We start from the raw sequence: 14784 nt of genomic DNA, 5'->3' as shown, positions 1-14784 counted from the left end.
TGGCATGTCGGCATTTTTCGGGTTGCGGCAGGGATTGAACGCTTCAACGCTGGCTTGCGGAGAATGCCTTGATGGTGCGGGGGCTTGTCCTTAGAATGGCAACGCCTACCTTGTGTTTAGGCTCTGTTCTCCCAGTCCTGAAGGCCCCAATAGATGCGACCATCCTCAAAAGAGAAGCGAGATAAGATTCTGACTATTGCCAGAGAGCTATTTTTTAAACAAGGGTTTAGTCAGACCAGCATGAGCCAGATATTGGAGTTGTGCGGAGGGTCTAAAGAAACCCTCTATCGCTACTTTGGTAATAAGAAAGGGTTGCTGCAGCAGGTGATTCAACAGCAAGTTGAAATGACCGGGGTGCTGTTTCAGTTTGAGGCTGGGTCCGCAGAGAGCTTAGAGCCAAAGCTGATTCAATTTGGTAAAGACTACATCAACATGTTTTACCGTCAGGACTTCATCAACATGTATCGGGTGATGAGTGATGCGTCCAGAGAGGATGTCGAACTGGCCGAGCTGTTTATGGCCCAGGGACCTCGGCGTTTGCACAGCCAACTGGGTGAGTTTCTTAATGATTATGCCGAGAGAGGGCATATCGACATTGCCGATTCAGACATTGCAGCCGCACAGTTTTTGGGCTTGATGCGGGCCAATTTCTTTCATGAAGCCTTGCTGGGAACGGCGCCACCATCTCAGGCGGTCATTGCTGACTACGTTCAACAATCGGTGGCGTTGTTTTTGTGCCCGCAAAGAGCCGGACAGTAGCGGCAGGCGATACCGGTTGGGCCATCAACAGGCATTGATGATGGGGGACCGGGCGGCATGGAACCAACAAGGTTGTACCAACGGCCTCGAAGGAGGCCGTTTGTGTGGCAGGGCTTAGAAGAAGCCCAGCGGGTTGGGATCGTAACTCACTAGCAGGTTTTTGGTTTGCTGGTAGTTGCCAAGGGCCATCTTGTGGGTTTCCCGGCCCATGCCCGATTGCTTATAGCCGCCGAAGGCGGCGTGGGCGGGATAGAGGTGGTAGCAGTTGACCCACACCCGCCCGGCCTCGATGGCACGACCGACTCGAAAGGCTCGGTTCTGATTCATGGTCCAGATGCCGGCGCCCAGGCCGTAACTGGTGTCGTTGGCAATGGCCAGTGCTTCGGCTTCGTCTTTGAAGGTGGTGATCCCCAGGGTCGGGCCGAAGATCTCCTCCTGGAATACCCGCATGTTGTTGTGACCCTTAAGCAGGGTCGGCTGCACGTAGAAGCCGGATTCCACGCCTGCAGGTTGGCTGGCTTGTCCTCCGATGAGGAACTCGGCACCCTCGGCCCGGGCCACCTCCATATAACTCATGATCTTATCAAACTGCTCCTGAGAGGCCTGGGCCCCGACCTGGGTTTCGGTGTCCAGCGGGTTGCCCTGCTTGATGGTCTTGGCACGCGCGATCACCCGTTCAATGAAGCGGTCGTAGATGGCCTCGTGCACCAGTGCCCGTGAAGGGCAGGTGCAGACCTCGCCCTGATTGAAAAAGCCCAGCAGCAGCCCTTCGACGCACTTGTCGATGTAGGCGTCGTCCTGATCCAGAATGTCTTCGAAGTAGATGTTGGGGGACTTGCCGCCCAACTCCAGGGTTACTGGAATCAGGTTGTCGGCGCCCTGGTGCATGATGTGGCGGCCGACCTCGGTGGAGCCGGTAAAGGCCAGTTTTCGAATCCGCTTGGAGCTGGCCAGGGCCTGACCGGCTTCGTGGCCGTAGCCATTAACCACGTTGATGATGCCGGCGGGCAGCAGGTCCTGCAGGGTTTCCATCAGCACCAGGATGCTGGCCGGGGTTTGCTCGGCGGGCTTGAGCACCACGCAGCAGCCGGCGGCCAGCGCCGGTGCCAGTTTCCAGGCCGCCATCAGCAGCGGGAAGTTCCAGGGGATGATCTGGCCGACCACGCCGATGGGCTCGTGGTAGTGATAGGCGTTGGTATTGGCGTCCAACTGACCGATGCTGCCTTCCTGAGCGCGCAGGGCGCCGGCGAAGTAGCGAAAGTGATCGGCGCACAGCGGCAGATCGGCGGCCAGGGTTTCGCGAATCGGTTTGCCGTTGTCCCAGGTTTCCACCAACGCCAGGGTCTGGCTGTAGGCCTCGATGCGATCGGCAATTTTCAGCAGCAGGTTGGCCCGCTCGGCAGCCGGGGTGGCACCCCACAGCGGTTGTGCCTGATGGGCGGCGTCCAGCGCCAGTTCAATGTCGGCGGCGCAGGACTGGGGGATGTCGCAGATGGTGGAGCCGTCCACCGGGCTGGTGTTGGCAAAATAGCGGCCCTGGCTGGGTTCGACCCACTGGCCGCCGATGAAGTTGGCGTAGCGTGGCTTAAAGTTGAACAGGGCATCGGTGCTGCCGGGTTTGGCATAGATCATGGTGCGTCTCCTTCGCTTCGAGTGGCGAGAGTGACGGCGCGGGAGACGACACAGCACAAAGACGTTGGAGCCCAGAAAATGGCTCGGGCTTCGGCCGCGCCGAAAGCTCTTTGATTGGGAGTTGAAAGGCTTCGTTTATCGAAGCCGAATCGCCAGTATGAAAGGATTGAGGCGTTTCGCCTTTAGACTTTAGTCTAATGCCGGCTCAAATCAGGTCCCAGGACAGGTTGGACACCAGTCGACAGTCGTGGCAGACGAAGTGAAACAGATCGTGGATGGTTTCGCCCAGGTACCAGTCCGGATTGCCGCAGCGGGGGCAGGGGCGTGCCTTCTCCTGCTCCAGGTTGGCACCGCCGACCCGGTACAGGTAGTAATAGGTGGGGACCTGGGTCAGGTACTCGATGCGACCGCGGAGATCCCAGCCGCGGCGGAACAGGGCGCTGTCCACCTGGGTGATCTCGTCCAGGGCGGCAAACTCGACCGCGCCACTGCCAGCCATCTGCAACTCATCGCAGGCTTGCCATTCACTCTGCCATTTAATCAGTGCCTTATGGTCGCCGTTAAAGGTTGCCGGCAACCGGTAAAGGGGCACCGGCATCATGGTTTCACCATCCCGCAGCGGTGAGCAGGTGTGCACGTAGGTGGTGTACAGCAGTTGCCAATTAGTGGGCAGCACCGGTGAGCTGGCTTCGCTGTTGATGTCGCGCCCCAGCACTTTGAGGCGGGGGCGGGTCAGGCTGGCATCGGCCAACTTATCCAGCCGTTGTTTGACCCAGTCGGAGTGAAACCTCGGATGCAGGCTGTCCTCTTCCGGGCACAGGGCCCGCAGTCGAAACTCGGCCTGGTTCTGCATCACCGGGAACTCTTTTCCCAGGATCTGGCCATTGGCGCGCCAGGCTTCCACCAGCTGATTGATGGCGTACTCCACCTGAGACAGGGTGGTGTCATCAAAGCATTCGAAACGCAGTTCTACCAAGTACATGAGGGACTCCGGTTGGGTTGGGGCGGCCATTATAACGGCGTTGGCGGTGACGGCAAGCTTGTACCTGGGGGCCGCAATCGCTAGGTTGTATACTTTATTCTAAAATATGAGAGTTCAAGGATGACCCAACCCGCTTCAGGTGGCTGGAACGACGCCAGTAAACTGGGGATCGGTGCCGCCATCGCCAGTCTCGGTTACGTATTCTGGGTGGTCGGTGGCATGGAACTGGTGGAGCGACTGGCCTTCTATGGCGTCAAAACCACCGCCAGTATCTATGCCACCGATGCGCAATCCGCCGGCGGCCTTGGCCTGACCATGACCGACTTCAGCTGGATTTTGCTGGCCTGGGCCCTGTTTCAGTCCTTTGTGCCGGTGTTCTTCGGTGCCACCGCCGATCGCATCGGCTACAAGGAAACCATCGCCCTGTCGACGGTGATTAAGATTGCGGCTTATCTGCTCATGGCGTTGTTCCCGTCGTTCTGGGGCTTTTTGCTGGGGGCGGCGACCCTGGCGTTTGGCACCGGCATCTTTAAACCCGGCATTCAGGGCACCCTGGTTAAGTGCTCGACCCGGGAGAACTCGGCCATGGCCTGGGGCCTGTTTTACCAGATGGTCAACATTGGCGGCTGGTTGGGGCCGATTTTAGCGGCTCAGATGCGAATCCTGGCCTGGGATAAATTGTTCTTTGCCTGTGCGGCCATCATCAGCCTTAATTTCCTGTTGCTGCTGACCTACCGGGAACCGGGTAAGGCGCAGCGACGGGCGGTGTCGCATCAGAGCGGCATGTGGCGCAGCGCCTGGCGGGAGATTCGACAACCCCACCTGCTGAGGTACACCCTGCTGTTCTCCGGCTTCTGGTTTATGTTCATGGCCCTGTTTGACGTGCTGCCGGTGTACATTCGAGATTGGGTCGACACCCGCACCCTGGTGAGCAGCCTGTTTGGTGGGGCCGAGCCAGGAGCGCTGATGCAGGCCATTCTGGCCATCGACCCCGATACCCTGGCGGTGTTGCCGGAGGGGATCATGAACATCAACTTTGGCATGATCATGCTGGTGTGCTTCCTGTATGCGGCGGTGGCCGGCCGCATCGGCACGGTGCCGTCGCTGGTAACTGGCACCCTGTTATGTTCGTTGGGACTGCTGACCCTGGGGCTGTCCACCTACGCCTGGATCATCGTGCTGGCGGTGCTGGTGTTCTCCTCCGGCGAGATGCTGGCCAGCCCCACCTCCTCCAAGTTCATCGGCAATCTGGCGCCCGATGACAAAAAGGCGATGTATCTGGGGTTTAAAGAGCTGCCCTATGGTATTGGCTGGGTGGCGGAGTCGATCATCGGGCCACGGGTTTACGATGCCTGGGGGGCCAAGGAGACGCTGGCAAGGGAGGCACTGGCTCAGCATGGCATGACGGCGGCGCAGCTCAGTGGTATTCCTCAGGGGGAGTATTTTCAGCATCTGCAGCAGCAGACCGGATTCAGCGCCTCGGTGCTGACCGAGCAGCTGTATCAATCCGGTCAGGTGGGGCTGGTGTGGTATCTGATGGCCGCGGTGGGCTTGGTGACCACCGCTGGCCTGATTCATTACGGTCGCTGGCTCCAGCGCCATCCGCTGAGTTAGCGCCGCTCGGCCTCCAGCTGTTCGATTCGGGCGGTTAACGCCTGGATCTGGCGTTCCAGCCGGGCGAGGCGATCGTCCGGCTCGGCAACGGGGGGCACATCAGTGACCTCGGGCGACAGCTGCAGCACCGAGTCCGGATTCTGCTTGTAGTGTTTGATGGCCTGAATCAACACCGGCATCGGGTAGCTGCCGCTTAACTGGCCTTTGAGGGTGGCCAGAGACACCGTTTGCCCCTGTCGATGCAGGCGGCCAAGTGCCTGTTGTATCTGGGAATCCATAAGGGCCTCCTCAACCTGTTGGGTCAGCCTAACTGTTAGTGATTTTAGCCAACAGTGTGGCGGATTTTATCACTCCACCACAAGTTAAAATTGATTACCCGTTTGTTTTCAATTGGTTAAATAGTTGGCAAAGGACTTGCTCCTAGTAGGTGGTACTGATCATTCCTCAAGGAGACAGAGATGCAATCTAAAGTTTTGTTGCCCATGGTCGTGGCGGCGGCGTTCGGTTTGAGTGGTTGTGTGGTAGCCGTTGGCGGTGACGGCTGGGAGTCAGACAGCTGGGACAGCGATTCCAGCAGTCACTGGGCTAAGCTGGAGAAAGAGAATCGCAAGAAGCTGTCACAGCTGAGCCCGGGCATGAGTGTTGACCAGGTGGTGGCACTGTTGGGGACGGCCGAATTTAATGAGTTTTATCGTCAGGACGATAAGGACGTGCAGGTGCTGTTCTATCGTACCCACCGCACCAAGGGGGATGGCAAGACCACCAAAGAGGAGTGCACGGCGGTGGTGCTGGAGCAGGGCAAGGTGGTTGGCTGGGGGGATAAGGCCTACCACAACGCCATCTAAGCACGGCTTGTATGTATTAATGCGCCGGCCTCGTGCCGGCGCTTGTCGTTGTGCTGGCCTATTTATGCAGCAGGGTATCCAGGGTATCGATAACTTCGCTCCACTGGGCATCGCGATTGCGCTCTTCACTGAGAAAGCTTGATTGGGCTGCGGTCCAGAACGGCGCTTGCTCCAGGGGCGTGGCTCTATCCAGGGGGTGGGCCTGAATAAACTGATTGATGGCTTGCTCGCTGCTGGGCAGTCCCAACTGCTCAAACAGGTGGGGCAGGGTGGCTTGAGTGGTGTCCATGATTAACGGCTCCCAAATCGTTGTGTGATGAAGTGTAGTTGGCCAAAACCGCCTTCGGCGAGCGCCGACCCGCTAAATTGTCGTCATTCGGATTCGCTCGTGCTTTGGTTGGGGTATCCCAATCCCTCATCTTGTGTTATCAAAGGAGGGTTTATAACTAGTAGAGTCATTGGTGCTCTTCACTCCGTCATAACGGCGACGAATCGAGGCGTGGCCTGGCATGACCTGATGCGGAGTGGAGGCCGAGGTGAGCGATGATGCATTTGTTGGGAGAGGATGGATGCAGAGTGAGCAAGTGAGTGCCGTAAAAGCGGTGTATCTGACGGCAGAAGAGTTAAGGGTGGCGGCGTCGCTGTTGTACAACGCCTACCACGATGATCTGTTTTTTCAGCAGGCTTTCGGTCGACAAAGCTATGGCCAGAAGCTGCGGGCCGCCATGCGCGAAGAGTTGAATGAGTTGTGGCATCACCAGCAGAAGGTGATCGGTTTTTACTTGGAAGATGTGCTGGTGGGCGTCGCCTGTGTGGTGGATAAAGAGTATCCCCAGGGCGAGAGCCGCTACTGGTACTGGCGCCTGAAAATGGCCTTGGGTACCGGCTGGACGCCAACTCGCAACTGGATTGAGCGTGAAGATGAACTGAAGCGGTTGCTGCCCACCGACAACTATTGGTTGCTGCAGTTGATTGCGGTACACCCGCAGCATCAACGTAAAGGACTGGGGGCGCAGGTGGTGCAGTCTCTGATCGAACTGATGGCCGATCACGAAGTGGATGGCTTGGCGGTGTTTGTGTCTCAGCAGGAACACGAAGCTCTGTTTGAACAAAAAGGCTTCAAGCGACTTCAGAAAGTGACCGTGGCTGACGTAAGCGGCCAATTAATGTACTGCACCCAGACGGGTGAGGATGAATTGGCCCAGTCTTGCTGATCGCCTTTGTGCGAGATCTCTTACAAGCGTGTAGGATAAAGGGCCGAAGATTGACGAAATTCGAACAGGTGTTTTCATTTAAGTTCATGAATTAAGTGGTATTTCAGTCAGACTTTCGCAATGTGAAATCTTGAGTTTCGGCTTCAGTATGGTGCGAAAATGCCTTGTTTAGTTCTGTGATCTGAGTAGACTTTAGTTGTGCCAAGGGAAACGGCTAGGAACTGAATTAGTGATGCGTGACAGGAGGTTGCCATACACGAGTTCGGTGAAAGCAAACGGATCAGACATCACTAGGATGGTGAGACTTGAGAAGGGCGCTTACTCTGCCAGGATTGCAGATTCCCATGGATGGACCAGGACACCTCCAGGATGGAGATGAGTTCGATAACAGGATGTTATCGTGTTAAGGACGACAGTACAGTAGTACAAGGAAGCTGAAGGATCAGCGCAAGGAAGACCGCAGGAAGCAGCAGTACGCAAGGATGATGCAGGGAGCACCAATTATAGCAGGATTGCTTAGCGTGTAATATCTAGGGGCGCACTCGTGGCGCCCCGTTCTATTTCTGCTTGTGGGTGCTGGCACCGGCAAGTAACAAGCGGCCTGGCTCGAATGCCAGGCTTTTTTGTGCGCCCCTGTCGGCACCCTGCACCCTGCACCCACAACCGCGCTTTCCCGGGCAATTGACTCGTAGGCTAGGCAATAAAAAAACCACCGCGTGCGGTGGTTTTTGGTGTGGCAACCCGGGTCTACTTGCAGCCGCTGGAGCAACCGCCGGAACGGGGAGAGCAGCTGCTGGCACCGCCGCCACCACCGCAGCCGCCGATGCGGCCTTTGCTTTCGGGGGCCTGTTGCCACTCCGGCTCCGGGTACAGGGGCATCTCAACGTCTTTCAGTTTCTTGCCACTGAGCACCACGATGGCGTGCAGTCGGTTGATGCCGTCGGTGGAAAATTCACATTGATAGCGGGTATTCCAGCCCAGCCCCTGGCCAGGGATGAATCCCAGCCGGGCCTGAACCCGGGCGGTGCTGACCCACTGTAGCCGGCGTTTCTGACACACCCGCTTCACATGGAACTCCGCAATTTCAGAGATCTGCCTGAGCTGCCAGAATACGGCGGCAATGCCACATACCAGCAGGCCGAGAATGAGATCGGTGAGATTTAGCATTGATTAAGCCCTGACTAATTGCATGAGATGACCGATGGCGGCCGCCAACTGCGTCGAACGCTGTGGGGTGCGAATGGCGGTCAATACCTGTTGTCGTAAACTTGGCATGGAAACCAGGTCAGAGTAAAGGGCAACGAACAGTTCTTTGTCCTCGGTCGCCAGTCGTTCCAGGTAGGCCATCATTCGTTGGGGTTCAGCCAGAGGTCCCCAGCAGCGAGCGGCGATCACCACCAGGGTATCGGCGCTGGCGTGGGGCAGGGCCAGGTCGATGGCTTTGGCCAGCGCCTGATCGGCCCCCGCCAGGCCACGCAAGACCATCTGGTTAATGGCGTCGTTGCTGCCATCCTGCATCAGGTGTAACCAGGCGTCGGCCATCGCCTCTCCACATGGAAAGTTCTCGGCCACAGAAGCCAGGGCCGCCAGTGGTTGTGGTGGCATCTGGCCGATGGCGGTGGGTAACTCATGCCGGGCTTGCTGCTTGGTGAGCCGGGCCAGAATGTCTGCCAGTCCCTGCAACCCGACCTGCTGCCAGTTGTCCCAGCCCATCTGGCCTTTGAGGTAACTTTGGCAGTGTTCGAAATAGATGGACGCCGGCCGCGCCAGTTGCAGGTTGACCCGGGCATGGAACACCGCCAGTTTTTCCTGGCCCGGTGCAAAGATGAAAGGGTTACTCTTGAGCCCCTCCTGCTGCGCCTCGGTCATGGGGGCGGTGGGGTCCCGACCCAGACCGTCGACCACGGTTTGCAGAAACTGGCTGCGGGCGGCGGGGTTGAGCAGGCCCTGTTCATCCACCGGTAACTTCAGAAACCAGATAAAGTGCTGCTGCGATTCCTGTGGATTCCAGAACAGGATCCCCAACCAGGCGTGGCCGTTTCTCGGGTAGGGGTAGGGCGTGGTCATCGCTTCGATCTGCGCAAATTCGATGGGATCGATGGGCGTGACGCGGCGGCCCATATCGAAGACCTGATACTGAACTCCGGCGGCTTGCAGGAACTGATGCAGAGTATTGATGTTTTCCATGGTCATGATGATCGCTTATCTGAGGCACGAATCGCTGTGCAAACTAGCCGCGTATTATAGGGCCAAGGCTTGCCCGATGGTATGATTTGGCCCCATTTGTTCCCTGGGAGTGAGAGATGAGCCGCGAGAATGAGGTGCAGCACGGGCTGCTGAGATTGCAACAGGCCCTGCAGCAAGCGCAGTTATGGCAACAGACGCCGGTGTCGGCCGAGGCGCTGGCCAGTACCCAGCCCTTCGCCATTGATACCCTGTCTTTTCCGCAATGGTTGCAGTTTATCTATCTGCCTAAGCTGCAAGCGCTGCTGGACGCGGGTCAACCATTGCCGACCAAGGTGGCGGTGGCGCCGATGGCCGAACAGACCTTTGCGGGCTCGCAGCCCGCGCTGGTGGCGGCCATTGCCCATCTGGATGCGCTGCTCTGCTCGGCCTAGGAGGGTCGCCGAAGCAGTCAGAGACAAAAAAAGGCACGGTATGGGTGCCATACCGTGCCTGTTAGGGGTCTTGCAGGATGATGAACTATTTGTTCTCTTCAACCACCAGTTTGTACGGGGCGGTATCGGAGAAGATCTCGTCTTTCAGCGGGTTCAGCTTGTGCTTGCGGATCTTGTAGAACTGGTAGACAAACAGCGCCACGTTGGCGGCCAGGGCGACGAAGCTGGCGGCGAAGAAGGCATCTGGATCCCGGGTAGCCGGTACCGGTGCAATGCGATCCGCAAAGGAGGGCACGGACATGACAAACATGATCCACAGCGCCAGAGTCGCGGCCCGGTGTTGCAGCCAGGCGCCCTTCTTGATGAAGAAGGCCGGAATGGTGCAGGACAACAGTAAGATCACGCCACAGTAGAAAGAGTGGTCGGTGATGCAGTTGTAGGTGTAGGCAAAGTTCCACAGGTCATAGGCAATGATCCAGGGCCAGATCATATCAGGCCAAACCATATCTTTGGATTTGTCCTTGGAGATCATAATACCGGTCCAGCCGCAGATGGTAATGATATTAAGCAGGCCAGCGATACCATTCATGATGTTCCATGAACCGGACATTAACCATAGGTTATCGATAACCTGTCCATCCCAGGCACCATAGCTGTAAACTTGGAAATCACGCAGACAGGCTTCAAAAATATTCAGTGCCAGAATAAAAGCGGGGAAGGCCAGTGCATATTTATTCTTGGCTAGTTTAGGGCTGTAACGTATTGCCATAAAGCCAAGGCAGCCAGCCAGTGCAGAATAGGTTTTCACCCAGTTGAACCAGTTACCCGTGCCGTATTCGTTACCCGGCGCAGCGGTGGTTGGCCATACAAAGATGGTCAGCCCGATGGGCATGATAAGATACAGCAGGATGCCGCCCCACATGGTGGTACGACCGAATTCATTGAAGGCCATCAGGGCGATGAGTACGCCCAGGCCGATGGCCCAGCCCATGAGTCCGGGGACTTCATAAAAGAAACCCATAATACACTATCTCCATTTATAATAATTGCGACTGGCCTGGTAATAACTCTGAGTGTCGCCCACAACCGGGTATTCAGAATAGAGTGCTGAATACTTTTAGATTAAATAAATCGTGGGCGCAGAGTTACCTGCGACGGCCAACCTATCGAATTTAGTTATTGTGTTTTTTTCTAGCTAGGCTAAAAAAATAAACGGTTAAATATCACTAATGCAATCTCGTTACGCTAACCTTTATATCGACTGTTTCAGTTACCAAATCACCAATGCTTCATATTTAAATTACGCCTGAATAGACTCCGATTTCTTGTCTTACATCAATTTTTCAACAAATATAGAGCAAATACTCTATTTTTTCGTTGGGTCAGGGTAACTCAGTGTGACTCAGCTCTCACCGAGGAGGCGTGTCGGCTCGGTACTTGCTGTTTCTCGGTGGTTGCCTGAGTTGGGTGGGGACCACCATCGGTGCCGGGATGAGGCATCACCGACGTCAGCGCTAACCCGCAGAGGCCAAAGTCGGCAAAATCTGGTACCTTTTAGCGCCGCTCGGTGGCGAGCGTGGTTTTTAACAGCAGATTCAGCGGAACCCCATGATTAACATTTTGTTTGAAGACGAGCACATCGTGGCCGTGCACAAGCCCTCCGGCTTGCTGGTGCATCGCAGCTACCTGGCGCGCAAAGAGACCGAGTTTGCCATGCAGATGGTGCGGGATCAGGTTGGCTGCCATGTGTTTCCACTGCATCGATTGGATCGGCCCACCTCCGGCATTCTGATTTTTGCCAAATCTGCCGAGGTGGCGCGGGTGATGCAGCCGCAGTTTGCCGAGCGTGGCATCGATAAACGCTACCTGGCGTTGGTACGGGGCTACGTCAATGAGGCGGGGCATCTCGATTATCCGCTGAAAGAGGAGCTGGACAAGATTGCCGATGCCCGGGCCAGCCAGGACAAAGAGGCCCAGGAGGCGATCACCGATTATCGGCCCTTGAACCAGGTCGAACTGCCCTTCCCGGTGGGACGCTACGACAGTTGTCGTTATTCGTTGGTGGAGATGAAGCCCGTGACCGGGCGCAAGCACCAGTTACGTCGGCATATGGCCCACCTGCGTCATCCCATTATCGGTGATACCAGCCATGGCGATGGTCGCCATAACAAATTCTATCGGGATCACTTCGGTGTGCAGCGGCTGTGGTTGATTGCCAAGACGTTGTCGTTTACCCACCCGGTGACTGAGACGGTGGTGGCATTGGAAACCGAACTGGAAGCCGAGTGGCTGCAGTTGTTTGAGGCCTTTGGCTGGTCACAGCAACAGTCTGATTATCAGCTGTTGGATCGTGACGGCGCTGCCTTGGGGAGTTGAACTTGGCCTTCCATATGGCTCTGGGTAAAGTAGGTAATGCGGCGCACCCGTTGCCGCTTAATGTGGACTTTATGGTGGAGCCGGCGTGTTCGCTGACGGTACTGCATCCTGCCTCCGAGTTAGCGGTTGTTGCGCCTTTACGGTCCTTACAGTAAGGTGGAAATGTGAATTTATCAAGTCGTTAACAGGATGTTTAGGGATGGCTAAGATTAGCGTATTGGTTGGTTCCGTATACGGTGGTGCCGAGTACACGGCAGAGCAGGTGTGTCAGGTTCTGATGGCCCAGGGACACAGCGCCAGCATCAGTGGTGCCCAGAGTGCCGAGGAGTTGCTGGCCGAGGGCAGCGACGCCTGGCTGGTGATCACCTCCACCACCGGCAGCGGCGATTTGCCGGACAACATTCTGCCGCTGTTTACCTCTCTTAATGACCGCTTTCCTCTGATCCCTGATCTTTTTTACGGTGTCATCGCCCTGGGGGACTCCAGCTATGGTGACACCTTCTGTGGCGGCGGCCGCCAGTTCGACGCCCTGCTGCAGGAGCTGACGGCGTCGCGCATCGGTGAGATGTTGACCATCGATGCTTGTGACACCTTTGAGCCGGAGCACGCGGCCGTGGCCTGGGTGGACACTTGGCAGGCGGCGCTGACGCTGGCGCTGTCTCAGGCCTGAGAGGGGCGCTATGACCTTCTCCTGGTTCCGAGGATTGCAGCGGGTCGGTAAGGCCCTGATGGTGCCGGTGGCGGTGTTGCCCGCGGCCGGGCTGTTGCTGGGGCTGGGGACCAGTCCCATGGGGTGGTTCCACCCGGTGGTGCAAAGCCTGCTGCTGCAAACCGGCACCATCATCTTCAACCTGTTGCCGTTGCTGTTCGCCATCGCCATCGCCCTGTCCTTCTGTTATCAGGATGGCTCGGCATCGGTGTCGGCGGTGATTGGTTACGGGGTGATGCTGGCCACCATGTCGGCGCTGGCCCAGTATTACGGCTGGGAAACCAGTACCATATTGGGGTTGCCGACCCTCAATACCGGGGTACTCGGCGGGGTGCTCAGTGGCGGCCTGACCGCCTGGGTCTATCGCCGTTGTTATCGGGTTGAACTTCCAGAATTTCTTGGTTTTTTCTCCGGTCGTCGCCTGGTGCCGCTGGCCAATGTGCTGGCGGCCATCGGCCTGGGGCTGGTGCTGGCCAGCCTGTGGCCGTGGATGACCCTGGTGCTGGATCACTTCTCCAACTGGGTGGTGTATCAGCAGCCGATGCTGGCCTGGAGCCTCTATGGCCTGGTGGAACGATTGTTGATTCCGCTGGGGTTACACCACATCTGGAATCTGCCGTTTTTCTACGAAGTGGGCAGTTTCAATACTCCTGGTGGCTATCTGATTCAAGGCGAAGTCGGCCGCTTCCTGGCCGGTGACCCTAATGCCGGCCACCTGGCCGGGGGCTATTTGGTCAAGGTGTGGGGACTGCCGGCAGCGGCACTGGCCATTTGGCGCTGTGCCGATCGCAAGCAGCGGGCTCAGACCGCCGGGGTGATGCTGTCGGCGGCGCTGACCTGCGCCATCACCGGGGTGACCGAGCCGGTGGAGTTTGCGTTTCTGTTTGTGGCGCCGCTGCTGTACCTGATCCATGCGCTGTTGACGGGGCTGGCCTATGTACTGGTGATCTCGGTGGACTTCCATCATGGCCTGGTGTTCTCCCAGGGACTGCTGGACTTCAGCCTGTTTTATCACCTGTCTCATAATGGCGTCTGGTTTTGGGTGCTGGGTTGTTTGTACGCGGTGACGTATTACGCGTTGTTCCGCTTTGCCATTATTCGTTTTAATCTTCCAACCCCGGGGCGGACGCCTCAGCAGCATATGGAGCGGTTTCAGGCCGAACAGGTGTTGACGGCGCTGGGGGGCGGCGACAACATTCGCGATCTGGACGCCTGCCTGACCCGACTGCGAGTCAGTGTTCATCAGGCCGGTAAGGTGCGCGAAGCGGTACTGCGCAGCCTGGGGGCCAAAGGGGTGGTGGTGATCGGCGACGGGGTTCAGGTGGTGTTTGGCCCCAAGGCGGAAAAACTGCGAGGAGAGATGCAGGACCTGCTGTGATAGCAACAAGCCACCGAGACGGTGGCTTGTGAGTTTCAGGCTTCTGAAGCGTTACTGCTCGAACCAGACTTCGAGACGATTGCTGGTCATGGCGATATCCTGAATGGTTACCTGACCAGGCAGGTAGCGATCACGGATGTACTCAGCGTTATTGGGGGCGCCGTGATTTTCAGCAAAGGTGGCGATGTCTTGGCCATTGCACACCAACTTATCCAATACCCGGTACGGATTGACCCGGAACACCTTCATGGTTTTGTTGAAGCGATATTTGCTGTCGGTCAGCGAGGCTTTGCAGGTCGCAATCAGGGACTGCTCCATGGCGGCGGTCATGTTGGCCTGGGCAGCCTGAGCGGGAATGGCCAGGCTGGCGGCCAGAGTTACTGCGGTCAGAGTCAGGGCTTTCATTATCAGTCTCTCCTGTGTCACTCAGTCACACGCGATCGGTACAGAGGGGGGAAGTTCGTTTTAAGCATGGTGCCTGAACCGTGTCCCCACTGTTACAAAGGGTAAACAGGTGTGTCTGCGAGCGGCGAGGGCAAGGGCTGCATAGAAAGGCGGCTAATTTGACTCACTATTCCTTCAAAAAAGTGTGTCCGGTCTGAAACAAAAAAGTCCGCCGAAGCGGACTTTTTTAATTAGCGGGGGTGCCGACCGGGA

General features: G+C 57.1%; 16 protein-coding genes. 8 read left to right on the top strand and 8 right to left on the bottom strand.

All coding sequences use genetic code 11. The features are described from left to right. Positions 1-240: 240 nt before the first annotated feature. The gene (locus J8Z22_RS17600) at positions 241-759 is read left to right on the top strand and encodes a TetR/AcrR family transcriptional regulator C-terminal domain-containing protein (protein WP_245595556.1); all 519 of its coding nucleotides are present in this window, start codon (positions 241-243) and stop codon (positions 757-759) included. Positions 760-873: 114 nt separating this feature from the next. Here J8Z22_RS17600 and J8Z22_RS17595 read toward each other — a convergent pair whose 3' ends face one another. Both J8Z22_RS17595 and J8Z22_RS17590 read right to left on the bottom strand, forming a co-directional pair. Then, positions 874-2391 (bottom strand): aldehyde dehydrogenase family protein, encoded by a 1518-nt coding sequence (locus J8Z22_RS17595; RefSeq protein ID WP_252007262.1) that lies wholly within the window; start codon positions 2389-2391, stop codon positions 874-876. A 205-nt stretch (positions 2392-2596) separates the two neighbouring features. Further along, positions 2597-3373 (bottom strand): Zn-ribbon-containing protein, encoded by a 777-nt coding sequence (locus J8Z22_RS17590; protein WP_252007260.1) that lies wholly within the window; start codon positions 3371-3373, stop codon positions 2597-2599. Positions 3374-3493: 120 nt separating this feature from the next. On the opposite strand from J8Z22_RS17590, the gene J8Z22_RS17585 reads away from it, so the two are divergent. Beyond that, on the top strand, positions 3494-4987 hold the full coding sequence (locus J8Z22_RS17585; RefSeq protein WP_252007258.1) for an MFS transporter: 1494 nt from the start codon (positions 3494-3496) through the stop codon (positions 4985-4987). Here J8Z22_RS17585 and J8Z22_RS17580 read toward each other — a convergent pair. Next, a complete protein-coding gene (locus tag J8Z22_RS17580) occupies positions 4984-5265 on the bottom strand; it encodes a hypothetical protein (protein ID WP_028112089.1) in 282 nt (93 codons plus the stop codon). The two genes, J8Z22_RS17585 and J8Z22_RS17580, sit on opposite strands and share 4 nt — an antisense overlap. 180 nt (positions 5266-5445) lie before the next feature. Between J8Z22_RS17580 and J8Z22_RS17575 the strand changes: the two genes are divergently transcribed. Beyond that, the gene (locus J8Z22_RS17575; protein WP_028112088.1) at positions 5446-5832 is read left to right on the top strand and encodes a DUF3192 domain-containing protein; all 387 of its coding nucleotides are present in this window, start codon (positions 5446-5448) and stop codon (positions 5830-5832) included. Positions 5833-5890: 58 nt separating this feature from the next. On the opposite strand, the gene J8Z22_RS17570 is transcribed toward J8Z22_RS17575, so the two are convergent. Then, a complete protein-coding gene (locus tag J8Z22_RS17570; RefSeq protein WP_028112087.1) occupies positions 5891-6121 on the bottom strand; it encodes a DUF2789 domain-containing protein in 231 nt (76 codons plus the stop codon). Positions 6122-6401: 280 nt separating this feature from the next. On the opposite strand from J8Z22_RS17570, the gene J8Z22_RS17565 reads away from it, so the two are divergent. Continuing rightward, positions 6402-7046, top strand: a complete 645-nt coding sequence (locus J8Z22_RS17565) for an N-acetyltransferase (protein WP_028112086.1) — start codon at positions 6402-6404, stop codon at positions 7044-7046. Between the two features lie 747 nt (positions 7047-7793). Here the strand turns inward: J8Z22_RS17565 and J8Z22_RS17560 are convergent. Both J8Z22_RS17560 and J8Z22_RS17555 read right to left on the bottom strand, forming a co-directional pair. Beyond that, entirely contained in the window at positions 7794-8213 is a 420-nt protein-coding gene (locus tag J8Z22_RS17560; protein ID WP_028112085.1) for a DUF3301 domain-containing protein, read from the bottom strand. A gap of 3 nt (positions 8214-8216) precedes the next feature. After that, a complete protein-coding gene (locus tag J8Z22_RS17555; RefSeq protein ID WP_252007255.1) occupies positions 8217-9239 on the bottom strand; it encodes a DUF3549 family protein in 1023 nt (340 codons plus the stop codon). Between the two features lie 110 nt (positions 9240-9349). Between J8Z22_RS17555 and J8Z22_RS17550 the strand changes: the two genes are divergently transcribed. Continuing rightward, a complete protein-coding gene (locus J8Z22_RS17550; RefSeq protein WP_028112083.1) occupies positions 9350-9664 on the top strand; it encodes a YqcC family protein in 315 nt (104 codons plus the stop codon). An 85-nt stretch (positions 9665-9749) separates the two neighbouring features. Here the strand turns inward: J8Z22_RS17550 and J8Z22_RS17545 are convergent, their stop codons facing one another. After that, a complete protein-coding gene (locus J8Z22_RS17545) occupies positions 9750-10685 on the bottom strand; it encodes a DUF5692 family protein (protein WP_028112082.1) in 936 nt (311 codons plus the stop codon). 572 nt (positions 10686-11257) lie between these two features. On the opposite strand from J8Z22_RS17545, the gene truC reads away from it, so the two are divergent. From truC to J8Z22_RS17530, 3 genes are all read left to right on the top strand, one after another. Next, positions 11258-12040 carry a tRNA pseudouridine(65) synthase TruC gene (gene truC, locus J8Z22_RS17540; protein ID WP_252010492.1) on the top strand — a complete coding sequence of 261 codons (783 nt, stop codon included), beginning with the start codon at positions 11258-11260 and terminating at the stop codon, positions 12038-12040. Between the two features lie 199 nt (positions 12041-12239). Further along, the gene (locus J8Z22_RS17535; protein WP_028112081.1) at positions 12240-12710 is read left to right on the top strand and encodes a flavodoxin; all 471 of its coding nucleotides are present in this window, start codon (positions 12240-12242) and stop codon (positions 12708-12710) included. 10 nt (positions 12711-12720) lie between these two features. Beyond that, positions 12721-14127, top strand: coding sequence for a PTS transporter subunit EIIC (locus J8Z22_RS17530; RefSeq protein ID WP_028112080.1), 1407 nt, complete (start codon positions 12721-12723; stop codon positions 14125-14127). A 51-nt stretch (positions 14128-14178) separates the two neighbouring features. Here the strand turns inward: J8Z22_RS17530 and J8Z22_RS17525 are convergent, their stop codons facing one another. After that, the gene (locus J8Z22_RS17525; RefSeq protein WP_035415447.1) at positions 14179-14532 is read right to left on the bottom strand and encodes a DUF3718 domain-containing protein; all 354 of its coding nucleotides are present in this window, start codon (positions 14530-14532) and stop codon (positions 14179-14181) included. Between the last annotated feature and the right edge of the window lie 252 nt (positions 14533-14784).

Source organism: Ferrimonas sp. SCSIO 43195, from assembly GCF_023716685.1.
In the GTDB taxonomy this organism is placed as follows: domain Bacteria; phylum Pseudomonadota; class Gammaproteobacteria; order Enterobacterales; family Shewanellaceae; genus Ferrimonas; species Ferrimonas kyonanensis.
Note: the sequence above shows the minus strand (reverse complement) of the source record. Positions and strands in the feature narration are given on the sequence as shown.

Excerpts from the sequence above, each read along its gene's own strand:
- J8Z22_RS17530 (WP_028112080.1), top strand. The coding sequence starts at position 12,721 with ATGACCTTCTCCTGGTTCCGAGGATTGCAGCGGGTCGGTAAGGCCCTG.
- J8Z22_RS17580 (WP_028112089.1), bottom strand. The coding sequence starts at position 5,265 with ATGGATTCCCAGATACAACAGGCACTTGGCCGCCTGCATCGACAGGGG.
- J8Z22_RS17575 (WP_028112088.1), top strand. The coding sequence starts at position 5,446 with ATGCAATCTAAAGTTTTGTTGCCCATGGTCGTGGCGGCGGCGTTCGGT.
- J8Z22_RS17595 (WP_252007262.1), bottom strand. The coding sequence starts at position 2,391 with ATGATCTATGCCAAACCCGGCAGCACCGATGCCCTGTTCAACTTTAAG.
- J8Z22_RS17565 (WP_028112086.1), top strand. The coding sequence starts at position 6,402 with ATGCAGAGTGAGCAAGTGAGTGCCGTAAAAGCGGTGTATCTGACGGCA.
- J8Z22_RS17545 (WP_028112082.1), bottom strand. The coding sequence starts at position 10,685 with ATGGGTTTCTTTTATGAAGTCCCCGGACTCATGGGCTGGGCCATCGGC.
- J8Z22_RS17560 (WP_028112085.1), bottom strand. The coding sequence starts at position 8,213 with ATGCTAAATCTCACCGATCTCATTCTCGGCCTGCTGGTATGTGGCATT.
- J8Z22_RS17570 (WP_028112087.1), bottom strand. The coding sequence starts at position 6,121 with ATGGACACCACTCAAGCCACCCTGCCCCACCTGTTTGAGCAGTTGGGA.
- J8Z22_RS17525 (WP_035415447.1), bottom strand. The coding sequence starts at position 14,532 with ATGAAAGCCCTGACTCTGACCGCAGTAACTCTGGCCGCCAGCCTGGCC.
- J8Z22_RS17555 (WP_252007255.1), bottom strand. The coding sequence starts at position 9,239 with ATGACCATGGAAAACATCAATACTCTGCATCAGTTCCTGCAAGCCGCC.
- J8Z22_RS17600 (WP_245595556.1), top strand. The coding sequence starts at position 241 with ATGAGCCAGATATTGGAGTTGTGCGGAGGGTCTAAAGAAACCCTCTAT.
- J8Z22_RS17535 (WP_028112081.1), top strand. The coding sequence starts at position 12,240 with ATGGCTAAGATTAGCGTATTGGTTGGTTCCGTATACGGTGGTGCCGAG.
- J8Z22_RS17550 (WP_028112083.1), top strand. The coding sequence starts at position 9,350 with ATGAGCCGCGAGAATGAGGTGCAGCACGGGCTGCTGAGATTGCAACAG.
- J8Z22_RS17590 (WP_252007260.1), bottom strand. The coding sequence starts at position 3,373 with ATGTACTTGGTAGAACTGCGTTTCGAATGCTTTGATGACACCACCCTG.
- J8Z22_RS17585 (WP_252007258.1), top strand. The coding sequence starts at position 3,494 with ATGACCCAACCCGCTTCAGGTGGCTGGAACGACGCCAGTAAACTGGGG.